General features: G+C 42.3%; 13 protein-coding genes. 12 read left to right on the forward strand and 1 reads right to left on the reverse strand.

From position 1 onward, the window contains the following. Positions 1 to 34 precede the first annotated feature (34 nt). The 12 genes from ACOOEY_RS11290 (at position 35) to ACOOEY_RS11345 (ending at position 8,619) form a co-directional block, all read left to right on the forward strand. Positions 35 to 895: a M23 family metallopeptidase gene (locus ACOOEY_RS11290; RefSeq protein WP_420384819.1), complete on the forward strand. Its 861-nt coding sequence runs from the start codon at positions 35 to 37 to the stop codon at positions 893 to 895. 27 nt (positions 896 to 922) lie between these two features. Then, positions 923 to 1,345, forward strand: coding sequence for a bactofilin family protein (locus ACOOEY_RS11295; protein ID WP_420384820.1), 423 nt, complete (start codon positions 923 to 925; stop codon positions 1,343 to 1,345). After that, positions 1,314 to 1,529 carry an AtpZ/AtpI family protein gene (locus ACOOEY_RS11300; RefSeq protein WP_420384821.1) on the forward strand — a complete coding sequence of 72 codons (216 nt, stop codon included), beginning with the start codon at positions 1,314 to 1,316 and terminating at the stop codon, positions 1,527 to 1,529. The genes ACOOEY_RS11295 and ACOOEY_RS11300 overlap by 32 nt, the downstream gene beginning before the upstream one ends. Before the next feature lie 129 nt (positions 1,530 to 1,658). Next, the gene (locus ACOOEY_RS11305; protein WP_420384822.1) at positions 1,659 to 2,066 is read left to right on the forward strand and encodes a hypothetical protein; all 408 of its coding nucleotides are present in this window, start codon (positions 1,659 to 1,661) and stop codon (positions 2,064 to 2,066) included. Continuing rightward, positions 2,063 to 3,190 (forward strand): F0F1 ATP synthase subunit A, encoded by a 1,128-nt coding sequence (atpB, locus tag ACOOEY_RS11310; protein ID WP_420384823.1) that lies wholly within the window; start codon positions 2,063 to 2,065, stop codon positions 3,188 to 3,190. Before ACOOEY_RS11305 ends, atpB begins: the two co-directional genes overlap by 4 nt. 40 nt (positions 3,191 to 3,230) lie before the next feature. After that, the gene (gene atpE, locus ACOOEY_RS11315; protein WP_420384824.1) at positions 3,231 to 3,491 is read left to right on the forward strand and encodes an ATP synthase F0 subunit C; all 261 of its coding nucleotides are present in this window, start codon (positions 3,231 to 3,233) and stop codon (positions 3,489 to 3,491) included. 70 nt (positions 3,492 to 3,561) lie between these two features. Then, positions 3,562 to 4,056, forward strand: a complete 495-nt coding sequence (locus ACOOEY_RS11320; RefSeq protein ID WP_420384825.1) for a F0F1 ATP synthase subunit B — start codon at positions 3,562 to 3,564, stop codon at positions 4,054 to 4,056. Between the two features lie 10 nt (positions 4,057 to 4,066). Further along, positions 4,067 to 4,624: an ATP synthase F1 subunit delta gene (atpH, locus tag ACOOEY_RS11325; protein WP_420384826.1), complete on the forward strand. Its 558-nt coding sequence runs from the start codon at positions 4,067 to 4,069 to the stop codon at positions 4,622 to 4,624. Positions 4,625 to 4,655: 31 nt separating this feature from the next. Further along, positions 4,656 to 6,230, forward strand: coding sequence for a F0F1 ATP synthase subunit alpha (gene atpA / locus ACOOEY_RS11330; RefSeq protein ID WP_420384827.1), 1,575 nt, complete (start codon positions 4,656 to 4,658; stop codon positions 6,228 to 6,230). Between the two features lie 33 nt (positions 6,231 to 6,263). Then, a complete protein-coding gene (atpG, locus tag ACOOEY_RS11335; protein ID WP_420384828.1) occupies positions 6,264 to 7,142 on the forward strand; it encodes an ATP synthase F1 subunit gamma in 879 nt (292 codons plus the stop codon). 56 nt (positions 7,143 to 7,198) lie between these two features. Beyond that, on the forward strand, positions 7,199 to 8,011 hold the full coding sequence (locus ACOOEY_RS11340; protein WP_420384829.1) for a hypothetical protein: 813 nt from the start codon (positions 7,199 to 7,201) through the stop codon (positions 8,009 to 8,011). Beyond that, positions 8,008 to 8,619 carry a class I SAM-dependent methyltransferase gene (locus ACOOEY_RS11345; RefSeq protein ID WP_420384830.1) on the forward strand — a complete coding sequence of 204 codons (612 nt, stop codon included), beginning with the start codon at positions 8,008 to 8,010 and terminating at the stop codon, positions 8,617 to 8,619. Before ACOOEY_RS11340 ends, ACOOEY_RS11345 begins: the two co-directional genes overlap by 4 nt. Here the strand turns inward: ACOOEY_RS11345 and ACOOEY_RS11350 are convergent. Then, positions 8,612 to 14,077, reverse strand: a complete 5,466-nt coding sequence (locus tag ACOOEY_RS11350) for a T9SS type A sorting domain-containing protein (protein ID WP_420384831.1) — start codon at positions 14,075 to 14,077, stop codon at positions 8,612 to 8,614. The two genes, ACOOEY_RS11345 and ACOOEY_RS11350, sit on opposite strands and share 8 nt — an antisense overlap. Positions 14,078 to 14,365 lie beyond the last annotated feature (288 nt).

Genomic DNA, 14,365 nt, shown 5'->3' on the forward strand with positions numbered 1-14,365 from the left:
ATCAATATTTTTGTCATCCTTGATTTTTGAATAAGTGGCTCGATTTAAGAAGACTCTTTCTAACTGGCTGAACGCCCGACACATCCTGATTATTCAGAATGAAGAAAACTTTTCTGAAAAGGCTACCTATAAGTTTACCTACGCCAAGATCATTTTCTTTGCTTTTCTGGCCTTGGTAGCCGTTTTTGCCCTTAGCTTTTATCTGGTCAATACCATTCTCGATCAGTGGTTCGATCCCCGATATGCCGAACGACAGACCCGGCAGGAATTGGTAGAAATGACTTTTGAGCTGGACTCTCTTTCTTATGAACTGGAAAGTAGGGATCAGTTTATTCAAAGTATTAAGAAGGTATTGCAGGGAGATGTGACTACCAATGAAATCCCTGAAAGCCAGGAGGTAGCAAGTAGTTCTGATAAGGATTATACACAATTAGAAAAAACAGATAGTATATTTAAATCTGAATTTGAACGAGGAACAGGTGGCGATTTTCTGCTAACGTCCAATATGGATGATGTAGAGCTCCGTGGCATGTATTTTTTCACCCCGATTACCGGATACATCTCCGCACCGTTCGATCCACAGATTGAACACTTTGGAATAGACATAGTTTCAAAAAAGGACGAACCTGTAAAGTCCATGGCAGATGGTACAGTTGTCTTCACCGGCTGGACCCAGACAGATGGAAACATTATTGCCGTACAGCACAGGGAAAACCTCATTTCGATTTATAAACACAACTCTGCCATAACCAAAGCGGTTGGCGATGTGATTTCCGCAGGGGATATCATTGCAATAATTGGGAATACAGGCGAACTAACTAGCGGCCCACATTTACATATTGAATTGTGGTATAATGGCTCAGCGGTAAATCCGGAGGAGTTTATTTCGTTTTAACAAATCAACTAAACCAAATAACCAACCATGTTTTCTAAAGAAGACAAAAAATCAACTGAAGACCTCAGTCAGACCAGTAACACTATTGGTAAAGAGACCATACTGGAAGGAAGCCTGGAGTCTGCCGGTAATGTGCGTGTTGAAGGGAAAGTGTACGGCAACGTGAAGGCCAAAGCGAAGTTTGTTATGGGTGCCGAAGCCTATGTAGATGGCAGTGTTGTGGCCCGTTCTGCCGAAGTAGGAGGCAAGATCAGGGGGAATATTGAAATCTCTGAGATGCTGATTCTGAAACCCAGCGCTGTAATTAACGGAGATATTTTAACCAATCAATTGGTGGTAGAGCCAGGAGCAACCTTTAATGGGGGATGTAAAATGGGTCACCTTGCCAAGGATATTGAAATTGCTACTCCACAAAGCCGTGCCACAGAAAAAGCCATCAAACGAGCCTAATAATTACCTTAAATACTCCCAGTTAGGACTTCAGCTGTTTGTTACTATCGGTCTGTGTGGTTGGTTGGGGTACAAGATGGACCAGTGGTGGAATAATGGTAATGCTCTTTTTGTAATTCTGATGGTGCTCATCGGTACAGGTGGCGCCATTTATCAGTTATACCGCTCTCTTCCTAAAGAGTAATCAGTAGACGGTTGATCGGAAATCAGTAAAGCTGTGTACTGTGGTCTCCGGTCCTCTGACTTCAAGCTTATTAACAGATAATGAAATTAAAGGCAGGTAATTAGAGCTCAACTCCATACCTTTGCGGCCATGAAAAGTTTGGGTCGCCAAATCATTGAATCACTGATATTTAGCATAATCCTTTGCGGAATTGTGTTAAGCCTCCAGCAGATAGAAATGGAGAAGTCGCTGATTCATCCGCAAATTTGGTCCATCATGATATTTTCAGCTTTGCTGGGAATTGTGGTGGCAGCCATTGCGCAGTGGGCACTCACATCTTTCGATGCTCAATCAAGGCCGAATATATTTATAGGCCTGACTGTATTGAGAATGCTACTCAGCATGATATTCATCGGGGCCGTACTCTTTATTGGCCTTGAAGAACGTGTACTGTGGGTAGCCAACTTCTTCGTAGTCTATTTATTTTATTTAGTGTTTGAAATATATACCATTCTGTCTAACTTGCGCGCGATTTCGGGAGAGGGTGAAAATCAATGATGAAAAGAAACGGAACTAACAATCTCAAATTATTGATCATTAGCGCTTTAGTCGCTGTTTTTGGTCTAACGAGTTCTTCAAATCTATGGGCTGCTTCTGGTACTGAAGGAGAAGAGAAAGAAGGAGGTGATACTGAGTTTATCATGCACCACATTCAGGACGATTACCAGTGGCATATCGTTACCCTGGGTCACACACATGTGACTATTCCTCTGCCTGTTATTATCTACGATTATGAAGAGGGTCTGAAGGTTTTCATGTCTTCTGATTTCTACGATGAGCATCACGAACCGATCGCTCATGGTGGTTACATGATCTCTCATGGTAAGCTGCTGAAAGTAGGCGAAGAGCATCATGATGAAGGACATGAGGCCATGGTAGAAGAACACCATGGAGAGGGTTCAACTGCTGAAGATCATCACGAAGGTGATTCTGCCGGTTTCCTTGACCTGTCAATTACTAAAAACGTTGCTTCTCTCCTATTAAGCGTAGTACTACTCTTAGTGGTATTTATGTCTGTAGCAAAGAGATATAAACAAGGTGTTGGAGCTCCAAGAGGAATGCAGTCTTTCTTCGAGCCAATTATTGTTTTCATTAGAGATGATATTGCTAAGACTAACATTGGTGCAGATAAGTATGAGCGCTTCATGCCTTACTTATTAACCTTGTTCTTCTTTATTTTATTCAATAACCTTTTAGGTCTTACTCCTGGTGCTGCTAACCTTACCGGTAACATTGCAGTCACTATGTGTCTGGCTTTATTCACCTTCTTCATCACTCAATTCAATGGTAAGAAGGCCTATTGGGGTCACATTTTCGCGACTCCTGGTGTTCCGCTTCCGCTCAGACCTATCATTCTGATTGTAGAAGTAATTGGAATTTTCACCAAGCCAATTTCCCTGACCCTTCGTTTGTTTGCTTCAATCACTGCAGGTCACATTGTAGTATTGGCGATCATTGGACTGGGCTTTATTTTGAATAATGTTGCCGTAGGAGTAGTAGGTACTCTATTCTCTGTGGTAATAACTGTTATAGAAATATTGGTAGCTCTCATTCAGGCCTATGTATTTACATTGTTCTCTTCAATGTATATCGGTCAGGCTGTAGATGACGGACACCACTAATTGATTAAGGAACCATTGTTTCATTTATAATAACAAACTTATGTTAGCTATTTTATTAACTGCTGGTTATGCCCTTATGGGAGCCGGTATTGGTGCTGGTCTTGTTGCGATAGGCGCAGGTCTTGGTATCGGAAAAATTGGTGCTTCTGCTATGGAAGGTATGGCTCGTCAGCCAGAAGCTGCAGGTAAATTGCAGTCTGGTATGTTGATCATCGCTGCCCTTATTGAAGTAATTGCGCTTTTCGGTGTAGTAGCTTGTTTCTTGTTAGCAACTAACGGAGAAATCGTTTCAGCACTTTAAGAAGCATTTGAACTGATTTCAGACCTGACATTAGGTCGGTCTGAAATCGTTCTTTAAACACAAAAGAAACATGGAAATACTTAGTCCAGATACCGGTTTATTTATCTTTCAAACAGTAGCCTTTTTGTTGCTACTTTTCTTATTGGGCAAATTTGCCTGGAAACCTATTTTGAGTGGTTTGAAAGAAAGAGAGCAAACTATTGAAAGTGCTTTGCTTTCTGCAGAACAAGCCAAAAAGGAAATGGAAGCATTGCAGGCTGATAATCAGAAATTATTGGCTGAAGCAAGAGCTGAAAGAGATTCTATCCTGAAAGAAGCAATGGCAACCGCTAATTCAATCAAAGAAGAGGCTAAAGAAGAAACCAGCAAGATCACTGCGAAAATGTTGGAAGATGCTAAAGCAACTATCGAGAACGAGAAGAGAGCTGCTTTGGCTGACGTGAAAACTCAGGTAGCTGCACTTTCTCTTGAAATCACTGAAAGAGTCATCAGGAAGCAATTGGGCGATCAGAAAGCTCAGGAAGCTTTGGTTGATGAGTATGTAAAAGATTTGAACTTAAACTAAATCCGGACGAATGTCTGAATATAGAATTGCTTCCAGATACGCTAAATCACTTCTAGACCTTGCTGTTGAAAAGAAGGTCTTGGAAGAGGTGAATAAAGACATGCAACTCCTTACCGGAATTGCAGAAGAGAGCCGCGATTTAGTGTTGATGCTGAAAAGCCCAATCATTACACATGACAGAAAGCTGGCTGTGCTGAACAATGTGTTCAAAGGTAAGGTGAACGATATGACCATGTCTTTCTTCACCATCCTGACCAAAAAGCACAGAGAAGCTTACCTGATTGCTGTGGCCAAGGAGTTTCATCATCAGTATAATGTGCACAAAGGCATTGAGGAAGCTAACATCACAACTACATTCCCTTTGACAGATGCTTTGAGAAAAGAGTTTGTTGCTGTAGTTGAGAGAATCACCTCTAAGAAGGTTGAACTGACTGAAAAAGTAGATGAGTCATTAATCGGTGGTTTTATCCTGAAAATTGGAGACAGACAGATTGACGACTCAATTAATTCAAAACTAAAAGCCCTGCGTTTGGAGTTCACTAAGAACCACTACGAAAAGGCATTTTAAAGAAATTAGATAACATTAACTCGATTATAAAATGGCAGATGTAAGACCTGATGAGGTTTCAGCAATCTTAAGAGAGCAACTCTCTAACTTTAAATCGGAAGCCGAACTGGAAGAAGTAGGTACCGTATTGCAAGTGGGTGATGGTGTTGCCAGAATCTACGGACTGTCTAAAGCGCAGTCAGGTGAATTGTTGGAATTCGACAATGGTTTGAATGCTTTGGTATTGAACCTGGAAGAAGACAATGTGGGTGCTGTATTGCTTGGTGATTCAGCTGAAATCAAAGAAGGAGATACAGTTAAGCGTACCGGAAGAATTGCCTCTATCAATGTAGGTGAAGGTATGGTTGGCCGTGTTGTTAACACTTTGGGTGAACCTATTGACGGTAAAGGACCTATCGAAGGCAAGACTTTCGAGATGCCTTTGGAAAGAAAAGCTCCAGGGGTAATCTATCGTCAGCCGGTAAACGAACCATTACAAACTGGTATCAAGGCGATTGACTCTATGATTCCAATCGGTCGTGGTCAGCGTGAGTTGGTAATTGGTGACCGTCAGACAGGTAAGACTGCTGTTGTAATCGATACTATTATTAACCAAAGAGAATTCTACGAAGCAGGTGAGCCTGTATTCTGTATCTACGTTGCTGTAGGTCAGAAGGCTTCTACCGTAGCGGGTGTTGTGGCTGCCCTTGAAAAAGGTGGTGCCATGGACTACACTGTGGTAGTTTCAGCTTCTGCATCAGATCCTGCTCCAATGCAGTTCTTTGCTCCATTTACAGGTGCTGCCATCGGTGAATTCTTCAGAGATACAGGTAGACCGGCCTTAGTGGTTTATGATGACCTTTCTAAGCAAGCGGTTGCTTATCGTGAGGTTTCTCTTCTGCTTAGAAGACCTCCGGGACGTGAGGCTTACCCAGGTGATGTATTCTACCTTCACTCAAGACTTTTGGAAAGAGCTGCAAAAGTTAACGCTAACGATGAAATCGCTGCAGCGATGAACGACCTTCCTCCTTCATTGAAGAGTGAAGTAAAAGGTGGTGGTTCTTTGACAGCCCTTCCGATTATTGAAACTCAGGCTGGTGACGTTTCTGCTTATATCCCAACCAACGTAATTTCAATTACTGACGGTCAGATATTCCTGGAAACTAACCTTTTCAACTCAGGTGTTAGACCTGCGATTAACGTAGGTATCTCAGTATCCAGAGTAGGAGGTTCGGCTCAGATTAAATCAATGAAGAAAGTAGCAGGTACTTTGAAACTGGATCAGGCGCAGTTCCGTGAATTGGAAGCTTTTGCCAAGTTCGGTTCTGACCTTGATGCTGCTACGAAACTGACAATCGACAGAGGTAGAAGAAACCAGGAAATCCTTAAGCAGGGACAATATTCTCCTGTATCTGTTGAGGAGCAAGTAGCTATTATCTACGCTTCTACTAAAGGTTTGATTGACAAAGTTCCGGTAGAAAAAGTAAGAGAGTTCGAAAAGGAATTCCTTACTATCATGAGAAACAGCCACAAGCCTGCTCTCGATGCATTGAAAGCTGGTAAACTGGATGATGCAGCCATTGCTTCTATGGAACAAGTTGCAAAGGAGCTTTCTTCTAAATATTAATTGACACTTGGGGGTAACCCTTAAAAATAGACTATGGCAAGTTTAAAGGAAGTAAAACAGCGAATTCAGTCGGTTAGCTCGACCCAGCAGATTACCAAAGCCATGAAAATGGTGGCGGCAGCCAAGCTGAGAAGAGCGCAGGACCGTATTGTTCAGCTGAGGCCATATTCAGAAAAACTGGCTGCACTCCTGGCAAATGTTTCTTCAGGTAATACTGAAGAGGGCATGAACACTTACTCTCAGGAGAGAGAAGTAAAAAGAGTGTTGGTTGTGCCGGTTACTTCAGACAGAGGTCTTTGTGGTGCTTTTAATTCAAGTATAATTAAGGCAGTTAGAAGATTGACCGAATCTGATGAACTTCAGGGCAAAGAGGTTGAAGTAATGCCAATTGGTAAGAAGGCTTACGATACCTTCAGAAAGAGAGACTACCCAATGGTAGATAAGTTCTGGGGTGTATTTGGAGACCTGACTTTCGATAATGTAAGAGAAGCAGCTGAATACGCCATGGAATCTTACGCTGAGGGCAAATATGACAAAGTGTACCTTTTGTACAATGAGTTTAAAAATGTGGCCACTCAGATTGTAAGAACTGAGCAATTCCTTCCTGTTCTTGAGTTGGAGAAAGATGAAGAGGCAACTACTAATACCGACTACATCTATGAGCCTTCAAAAGATTTTATCATTGAAGAGCTAATCCCTAAGTCACTGAAAATTCAATTCTATAAGGCCGTTCTTGAGTCAAATGCTTCAGAGCATGGTGCAAGGATGACTGCAATGGGTAAAGCGACAGATAATGCTGCCGAACTCTTAAAAGAATTGAAGTTAACTTATAACAGAACGCGTCAGGCGGCCATTACCAAAGAGATCCTCGAGATTGTTGGTGGTGCCGAAGCTTTAGCGTCTGCCAATTAAGATTAGAACATTTCATATAAATTAGACCCTGGTTCCAAAAGAGCCGGGGTTTTTTTATGAATCGAATTATCCACCTTGTACAAAACCTGAGCCTCGATATTACAGCGGGGGCTCTCATTACATCTGCCTTTCTGGCCAGACTCATGGAGGTGGAAATCAGTGCATCCATGATGTTGGGACTGGCCATTGCTATTTGGTTGATTTATACCTTCGACCATTTAAGAGATGCCTATAAATCTAAAGATCAAGCCAGTAATCCCCGACATGCTTTCCATCAGCGACATTTTAAGGCATTAGTAATAGCGGGTTCGGTCGTCTTTATAGCAGGGCTTTATAATCTTCAATTTTTGCCTTGGGCTACTATTGAAATTGGGTTGGTTTTGGTCGGCTTAAGTGCGCTTTACTTCGTCTATCTGGTATTGGCAAAGAGAGCTGTCAATAAAGAGTTGTTTGCGGCTACTGTCTATGTAGCGGGAGTGGCTACCGCACCTTTAAGTCAGGTTGAGCAGGTTTCAGCACCAGTTTTATTAGTTTTGATGATCTGTTGGATTCTGGCTTATTGTAACCTGTTGATCATTCCCCTCTTTGAAGTTAAGCTTGATATTTCCGATGAGCAGGAGTCCGTTGTTACAAGATTGGGTTTGAGAAAAGTGAGAATGCTGCTTGTGGCACTTCTTATTCTGTCCATGTTACTAATTCAGCTTTTTGGGTTTGAAGGGGGTTATGCATCGGCTTACTTCATTCTTACCTCAATGAGTCTTACCCTGGTTGTGCTCATAGCCAGGCCTTCCTTATTCCGAAAGTATCAGCTTTATAGAATTCTGAGTGATGGTATCTTCTTTTTGCCTGCATTAATCTGGCTGCTATGAAGAAGAATCGCTTTGATTATGTTGCCCCATTTTATGACCTGCTTTCTAGGTTAATATTTGGTAAGGCGCTGATCAAGTCACAAGCTCATTTCCTGGATTCTATACCGGAAGGAGCCAGGGTGCTTATTGTTGGAGGAGGAACAGGTAGATTGCTAAGTCACAAAGACCTTGAAAAGGCCTCTGACATAGACTATCTGGAATTGTCCTCCGCAATGTTGTCTCAGGCAAGGCAAAATTGCCCAAAACAACTTAATGTCAATTTTATTGAGGGTGACTTCTTCTGTCATTCCGGATCATATGACGTTGTAATTGCCAACTTTTTTCTGGATTGCTTCAACGCTGATCATCTGAAAGCAGCCATTGCTAAACTCAGTCAAATAGTATCTTCAAAAGGGCTTCTGCTGGTTACGGATTTTATGCCCCCTGATCGTTTGAAGCATAAGGTACTGCTGAGATTGATGCTGCTTTTCTTTCGGCTTTCCGCCCAACTCGAGGCAAAGGAGCTTCTGAATATTCCAGAAGCCATAGAGCAGGTCTTCTCTAAAAAGAGGACAGAGCTGTTCATAAATGGCTTTGTCTTTACCTCTATTTTTGAACCGGCTACTTGATGATTAGGCGATAGGTTTTATTCTCGTTTTTGCATTTTAGCCTAATCAGGTTAATGCCTTTGTTGAGTTTATCCGTTGGTATTTTAATCTGCTCGTGATTAGGTTCAACCACTTTGCCTTCCTGAAACAATAAGTTTCCTCCAATGTCATAAATCTCCAGGAACACTTGCTCATTAGGCTCATGATCATGAAGTCCAATGTTCACATGTTCGCCATATGCCACTGGGTTAGGATATAGTACATCCTGTTGAACACTGGCATTTTCCAGGTATACAGCAGCAATGGATGAATACTCAGTTATTCCTCTTTCATCAGTAAACTTGAGTCTGTAATAAGAAGTCTGGCTAAGCGGATTAGGGTCAACGACCTGATAGAAGTTCTGAGGAGATTCATTGCCCTCTACTGAGATAATGGAGCTAAAGCTTTCTCCATTTTTGCTTCGCTCTACTTCGAAGAGACATTGGCCTTGTTCATCAATGGTTTGCCAATGAATAGAGACTTGATTTTTGTCTTCAATTGCTCTGGCATTGAACGCAACAAGTTCAATGGGCAGAGCGGATACCTCTTCAGAGCCTAAGGTAAAGTATTGACCGTTATTCAAGTCTACCTGAAATGACACGGTATTGTCGTCTGAATTAATGGAAGATGGGGAATAGAGGGTAACACCAGACGAAAAGTCTCCATCCCCATCAACCATCAGTCTCGTTTGGTTTAGATTATTGGTACCTATACCGCTTGGCCCGGTGATGCCAGATATATCGAAGGTTATGGTGGTTGTTCCTGTAGTGCCACTCTCTTGAACATACCATTCCCTATTTAATCTGCTCTGCACCTGAGCGCTATTATATTCGTTATTATCAGGGTCTTCTATAGATGCATTGTCATTTGCCCAGATAAGAAAGGACTTATCAGCTGAGAATGAGTTGACCTCTATGGTAACTATGGCGTCATTGTTTTCACTTGTTGACTTCACTTGCGATAAACAACTGCCGTCATCTCTACCTATTCCAGTGATGTCATTGACATAGGCTCCGGCTGAACTATAGCTCCAGATGGTACTTCCATCAGAGGCCAGATAGTCATCGGTAGTACTTCTTGAAATGCCATATTTAATAGCGAGGTAAGATTCTACTTGTTGCCTTTCGGTAGTTGCCAGGTCATCAGAGAAGACCAATACTTCAGCAATTTTTCCATTATACTGAGAGCCGACACTTCCTCCTGGATTATTTCCAATTCCGAAAGCCGTAGGGTTAGTGAATGAGTTGGTACTTCCCGTGGCTGTAGCGTTTGCAGCAGAATTGATAAACATGGCCAGCGCTCCTGTAGATTGTGTTCTGGTAGTCGTTACCAGGTAAGGCTCAAAGTCTATGTATGTTGTACCCGTAGTGCTTCTCAGCGTAAGATTGTCGTCATTTGCTGCATTTAGATGGAGCCTGCCTTCCGCTAAACCAAGGCCATAGTCAAGGTCTGTACCTGATGTTCCGGCACCTATGAGTATCGGGGAGTTTTCAAAATCACCGGTATCGCCACCAGACTGTCCCGTTTCGAAGACCGCTATTAAGGTGAAGTCTCCCGATACACTGTTTCCATTGGTTGTACTGATGTAAGCGGCATTGGTGGAATTAGGGTCGGTGAAATCAATGACGGGGTTCCAGTTGATCAGGTTGGCCTCATAGGTTGGTGCTACAGGATTGGCACCTCCCAGATTGGTAATGCTTCCATTTCTATTGCTTCCACTGAAATCTGACCAGGAGGAGATATCCGCTCCATCCGTGTTAGTATTTGTTCCTTCACTTGCCTTGAGCCAAAGGGCCAAATCTGTTGAAACTCCACCGGGGGCGCAATTCACTCTGTCTGTTCCCAGAGAAAAGAAGTCTTCATCAGAGAATGTTATGTTGTCGAATGTAATCACACTTCCCTCGATGGTACCTCCGGTAATGGTGGTACCATTGGCCATGGTTGAAGAGGAAGAAATAATCAATTGAAAGTCAGAAGCTGTGGTGGAATAGCCGAGGCCACTGAGATCGAATGCTATTGACACTTCTCCCACTGTCCCGCTTTGATCTACTTTCCAAATGGTTTGTAAGCGCTCTGTAACATTGCCTGGAACATCTGTGGTGTTGGCATTACTTTGAGCAGGATCGGCTCCATCATCACCCCAAATAAGAAAAGATTGGTCAACAGAAAAGTTGTTAGTATTAGAAACATTATCACTGAATATACCCCCATGCCCCATCGTTATCACGCTCCCGGCATTGGAACTGGCGGATTGCTTTTGTGCCAGGCAAGCCGCATCATCTCTGCCAATACCTGCAATATCATTGCTATAAGAAGCATTGGCATTGGCATCCCAAATAGTAGTTCCTGATGTATTAACATAGTTCTGAGCAATACTTTGGTCTAATGTAATGCCATATTTAAGGGCGAGATAAGATTGTATCCTAGCGTTTTCAGTATCGGATGGGCGAACACTAAATGAAATCACTTCTGAGATTTGTCCGTTGAAATTGTCATCTAATAGGGCATTGGATGCAAGATTACCTCCAAGGCTATAGGCAACATTGGAAGAGGTCAGAAAAGTACCACTAGAGAGGTCAGCTTCGTTGATCCCGTTGATATTAATTTCTGAACCGGTAGCTCCCGAATTATCTCTTACATTAATGAGAATGGTTTCATCACTACTAATTGCTCGGAACCCGGATTCGGAAGCACCACTGCGCCATCTGGTTCCAGTTCCACCTATGGCATGTGTCACGATTTCTCCAGTAAAGGCACCAGTAGCTGAACCAAAAAGCAAGCTCCCGAATTGGTCGGTAGCTCCGGCCGGAACCTCAAACTCCAAAACTGCATCATTGGTTGAGGCAGAACTATAAGAGAGGTCTGTATTTAAGACAATATAGTAGGCCGTTGAATTGAAGCCTGCAGAGCCGTTTAATTGTTCAGCATTGGCATCATTAAAATCAAGAGCTGGATTGAAATTAATACTATTGCTCAGGTAATCAGGCACAGATCCACTACTTCCTGTAGCATTGTTACCATTGGCCAGATCTTCCCAACTGGTTACTTCTCCTGAAGTGGTATTGGGCCCTAGGTCTGCTCTTAACCAAAGGGCAAGGTTAGAGCTGACACCACCCGGGGCACAATCCACATACTCTGTTCCCAGGGAGAAGTACTCTCCGTTTTCAAGGTTAACTCCTGAAAAGGTCAATGTTGTTCCATTAATGACTCCTCCGGAAACTATTGTGGCATTGGAGAGGTCACCGCCTGAACTACTGGAGGCAATTAAAAGACTTAGGTCTGAGGAGGAGGGAGAACCATTAAAAGTAATTTCGTTCAGGTCGAATATAAGATCACAAGAGCCTGCCTCTCCTGTTTCGGCCACGCGCCAGATTCTCTCAATTCTGTTGGAGATAATGGCCGGGAAGTCCGATGCTGTTGTAAGATCATTAGCATTACCTCCATCATTTCCCCAGATCAGCCAGGTGTTATTATTATCAAAAGATGATCCTTTATTAAAGGTGATAATGGATCCGTTATTCTCACTTTTAGACTGTTGCTGGTCCAATTCTGAGTTATCGTCTCGTCCAATTCCAGCTATGTCCTGATTATATTCCAAATATCCTCCGAGGCTGGCGTTCAAAGTGGTGTTGAATATGACACTACCACTGGAGTTTACGTAATCGATTGGTGTATTCTGATTCAGACTAACTCCATATTTGATTGCCAGATAGCTTTCGGTTTTATTTCTATCGGTTGAATTGAAATTTGCGGGTTCGTTACTGTAGATGAATTCAGGGAGTTCTCCAAGAAACGAATTAGGATTGCTATCTGATCCATCGTCATATCTTTGGCTCGTTCCGGAAAGACCAAGGTTAATATCTCCGGTATGGGAAAAAAGTAGGCCTACTGAAGAAACACTACCAATAAGTTGACCATTCAGATATGCTCTGAAAGTACCCGTGATTGATGAATTACCTTCTAATTCAAAGGTTAGAATATATTCTGTATTTGCAGATATCGCGATACTTGAGGTATTGTCGGTTGTGTTCCAAGGTGAACCGGTACCATCATTACTTCTGTTCCATGCATGGGTGAAAAGCGATCCATTTCTGATAAAGAGATTAATGCCTTTGGTATCATCGCCCTGTTCATAAATTACCTGACGTGTACTAATATCTGAACTCGTTCTAAAGACCAGTGAAATACTTTTGTTCTCGTAGCTGCTACCATTGTCATTAAAATCGAAATTGTTTGTTGTCGTTAGACCTCTTTGAGTGGAGGTAAAGTCGGCAGTCTGGTTGAAGTTGATGGTTGAAGTTGAGCTTCGATAGACGGGAGATGTTCCGTTAGTAACAAAATCATGGTTGCCAGTCCAGTGGTCTTGCCAGTCTGTTATAACTGAGCCTTCCGTAGAAGTAGTGATATCTGCAGTTTCATTGGCTTTTAGCCAGGTTGAAAGGGCTCCTTTATATCCTCCGGGACCAATGGCAACGGTCAGGCAGTTGTCAGATGAAACGGCAGCAGATACCCCTGCCACTAAGTCCAAACCAGATGCAGCAGCAGTTGTGGTAGTAGGAAAGGTGGAGATATCTGTCAGGTCATGACTTACATCGTCAGTATCATAGGCAAACAGGGAGTAGCCGTAAATTACCTGTCCTGCAGAAATACCCAATTCTGAGAAAGAAACAGCAACTCCCTGAATGACTTGTGCTGATTGGCCAGCAATTACTCCAGTATTTAATAAGGGAAGAGGATTTTGTCCGACAGTTTGCCTCCTAAGAATCAGGAAGTCGTCATAACTAAGTCCTGTGCCTGGCCAGTCAGAGTCTATAATTTCAATCAGGTCGCTATAGGCAGATGGGTTCCCTTCGCTATCTAAGGCAGTTATGGCAGCAATTTTAATACTGTCATTTCCACCCCTTTCGATCACAGGGAAAACGGCATTGGAAGGAGCGCAGCTTACAATACCCGTATACCAGATTGCATCTACTCTTTCTACTTGTGCTTGTATACTTCCCGAAGCCTGATTGTCTACATTGACCAAAATATTATCATAGCCACTGATCAAACTGCCTGTTTGGTAAATGGCATCTGCATCATCCACTTCCTGGCCGTCTAAAATCAATTCTGTGTCTCCAAATAATAATGGAATGTCTATATCGATTAGGGTATACCAAATATTAACAAACCGGCCACCATCGGTCCTTTGTAGGATAAGCGTATCCGGTTCAAGAAAATTACTATAAGTAGTTCCTCCTATCGTGTAGCTGTTTAAGGTATAGTCATTACCCTGGCCGAAGCTAACATCATAGGTCTGTCCTGGATTGATATCATTTCCTGCATCGCTGGGAGCGGTAGCACTGTAAGTAGAATTAGGAGGGTTGACAACGGTCACATTGTATGACGATATAGCTGTCTGCGCCTTGGTTTCAGGAGTAACCTTTGCTACTAACAGCATATAAATTAGACAATATTTTATAGCCTTTGTACTTAACATATAGATCTAGCCCAAGCAGATCTACCATGAGGTTGGTGTCATTTAGTTAAAATATTAATAATCAAATTATGAATTGATTATTAAGATGTACAATAGTCTAACATAGTTTGAGTATAGCAATAAACGAATATATGTTGTGTTTAGGTTTTAGTTTGATAAGAAAATATTTACACAACAGAATTTTGTATGTAAAAAGAATATGAGTTAAAAAACAGTCATTTGATCTGTTAGTCTATATAAAATATGGAT

This window comes from Roseivirga sp., from assembly GCF_965216855.1.
Classification (GTDB): domain Bacteria; phylum Bacteroidota; class Bacteroidia; order Cytophagales; family Cyclobacteriaceae; genus Roseivirga.

Bases quoted from the DNA above. Each gene is read 5' to 3' on its own strand.
- ACOOEY_RS11345 (WP_420384830.1), top strand. From the start codon at position 8,008: ATGAAGAAGAATCGCTTTGATTATGTTGCCCCATTTTATGACCTGCTT.
- ACOOEY_RS11340 (WP_420384829.1), top strand. From the start codon at position 7,199: ATGAATCGAATTATCCACCTTGTACAAAACCTGAGCCTCGATATTACA.
- atpH (WP_420384826.1), top strand. From the start codon at position 4,067: ATGTCTGAATATAGAATTGCTTCCAGATACGCTAAATCACTTCTAGAC.
- atpA (WP_420384827.1), top strand. From the start codon at position 4,656: ATGGCAGATGTAAGACCTGATGAGGTTTCAGCAATCTTAAGAGAGCAA.
- atpG (WP_420384828.1), top strand. From the start codon at position 6,264: ATGGCAAGTTTAAAGGAAGTAAAACAGCGAATTCAGTCGGTTAGCTCG.
- ACOOEY_RS11350 (WP_420384831.1), bottom strand. From the start codon at position 14,077: ATGCTGTTAGTAGCAAAGGTTACTCCTGAAACCAAGGCGCAGACAGCT.
- atpB (WP_420384823.1), top strand. From the start codon at position 2,063: ATGATGAAAAGAAACGGAACTAACAATCTCAAATTATTGATCATTAGC.
- ACOOEY_RS11295 (WP_420384820.1), top strand. From the start codon at position 923: ATGTTTTCTAAAGAAGACAAAAAATCAACTGAAGACCTCAGTCAGACC.
- ACOOEY_RS11305 (WP_420384822.1), top strand. From the start codon at position 1,659: ATGAAAAGTTTGGGTCGCCAAATCATTGAATCACTGATATTTAGCATA.
- ACOOEY_RS11320 (WP_420384825.1), top strand. From the start codon at position 3,562: ATGGAAATACTTAGTCCAGATACCGGTTTATTTATCTTTCAAACAGTA.
- atpE (WP_420384824.1), top strand. From the start codon at position 3,231: ATGTTAGCTATTTTATTAACTGCTGGTTATGCCCTTATGGGAGCCGGT.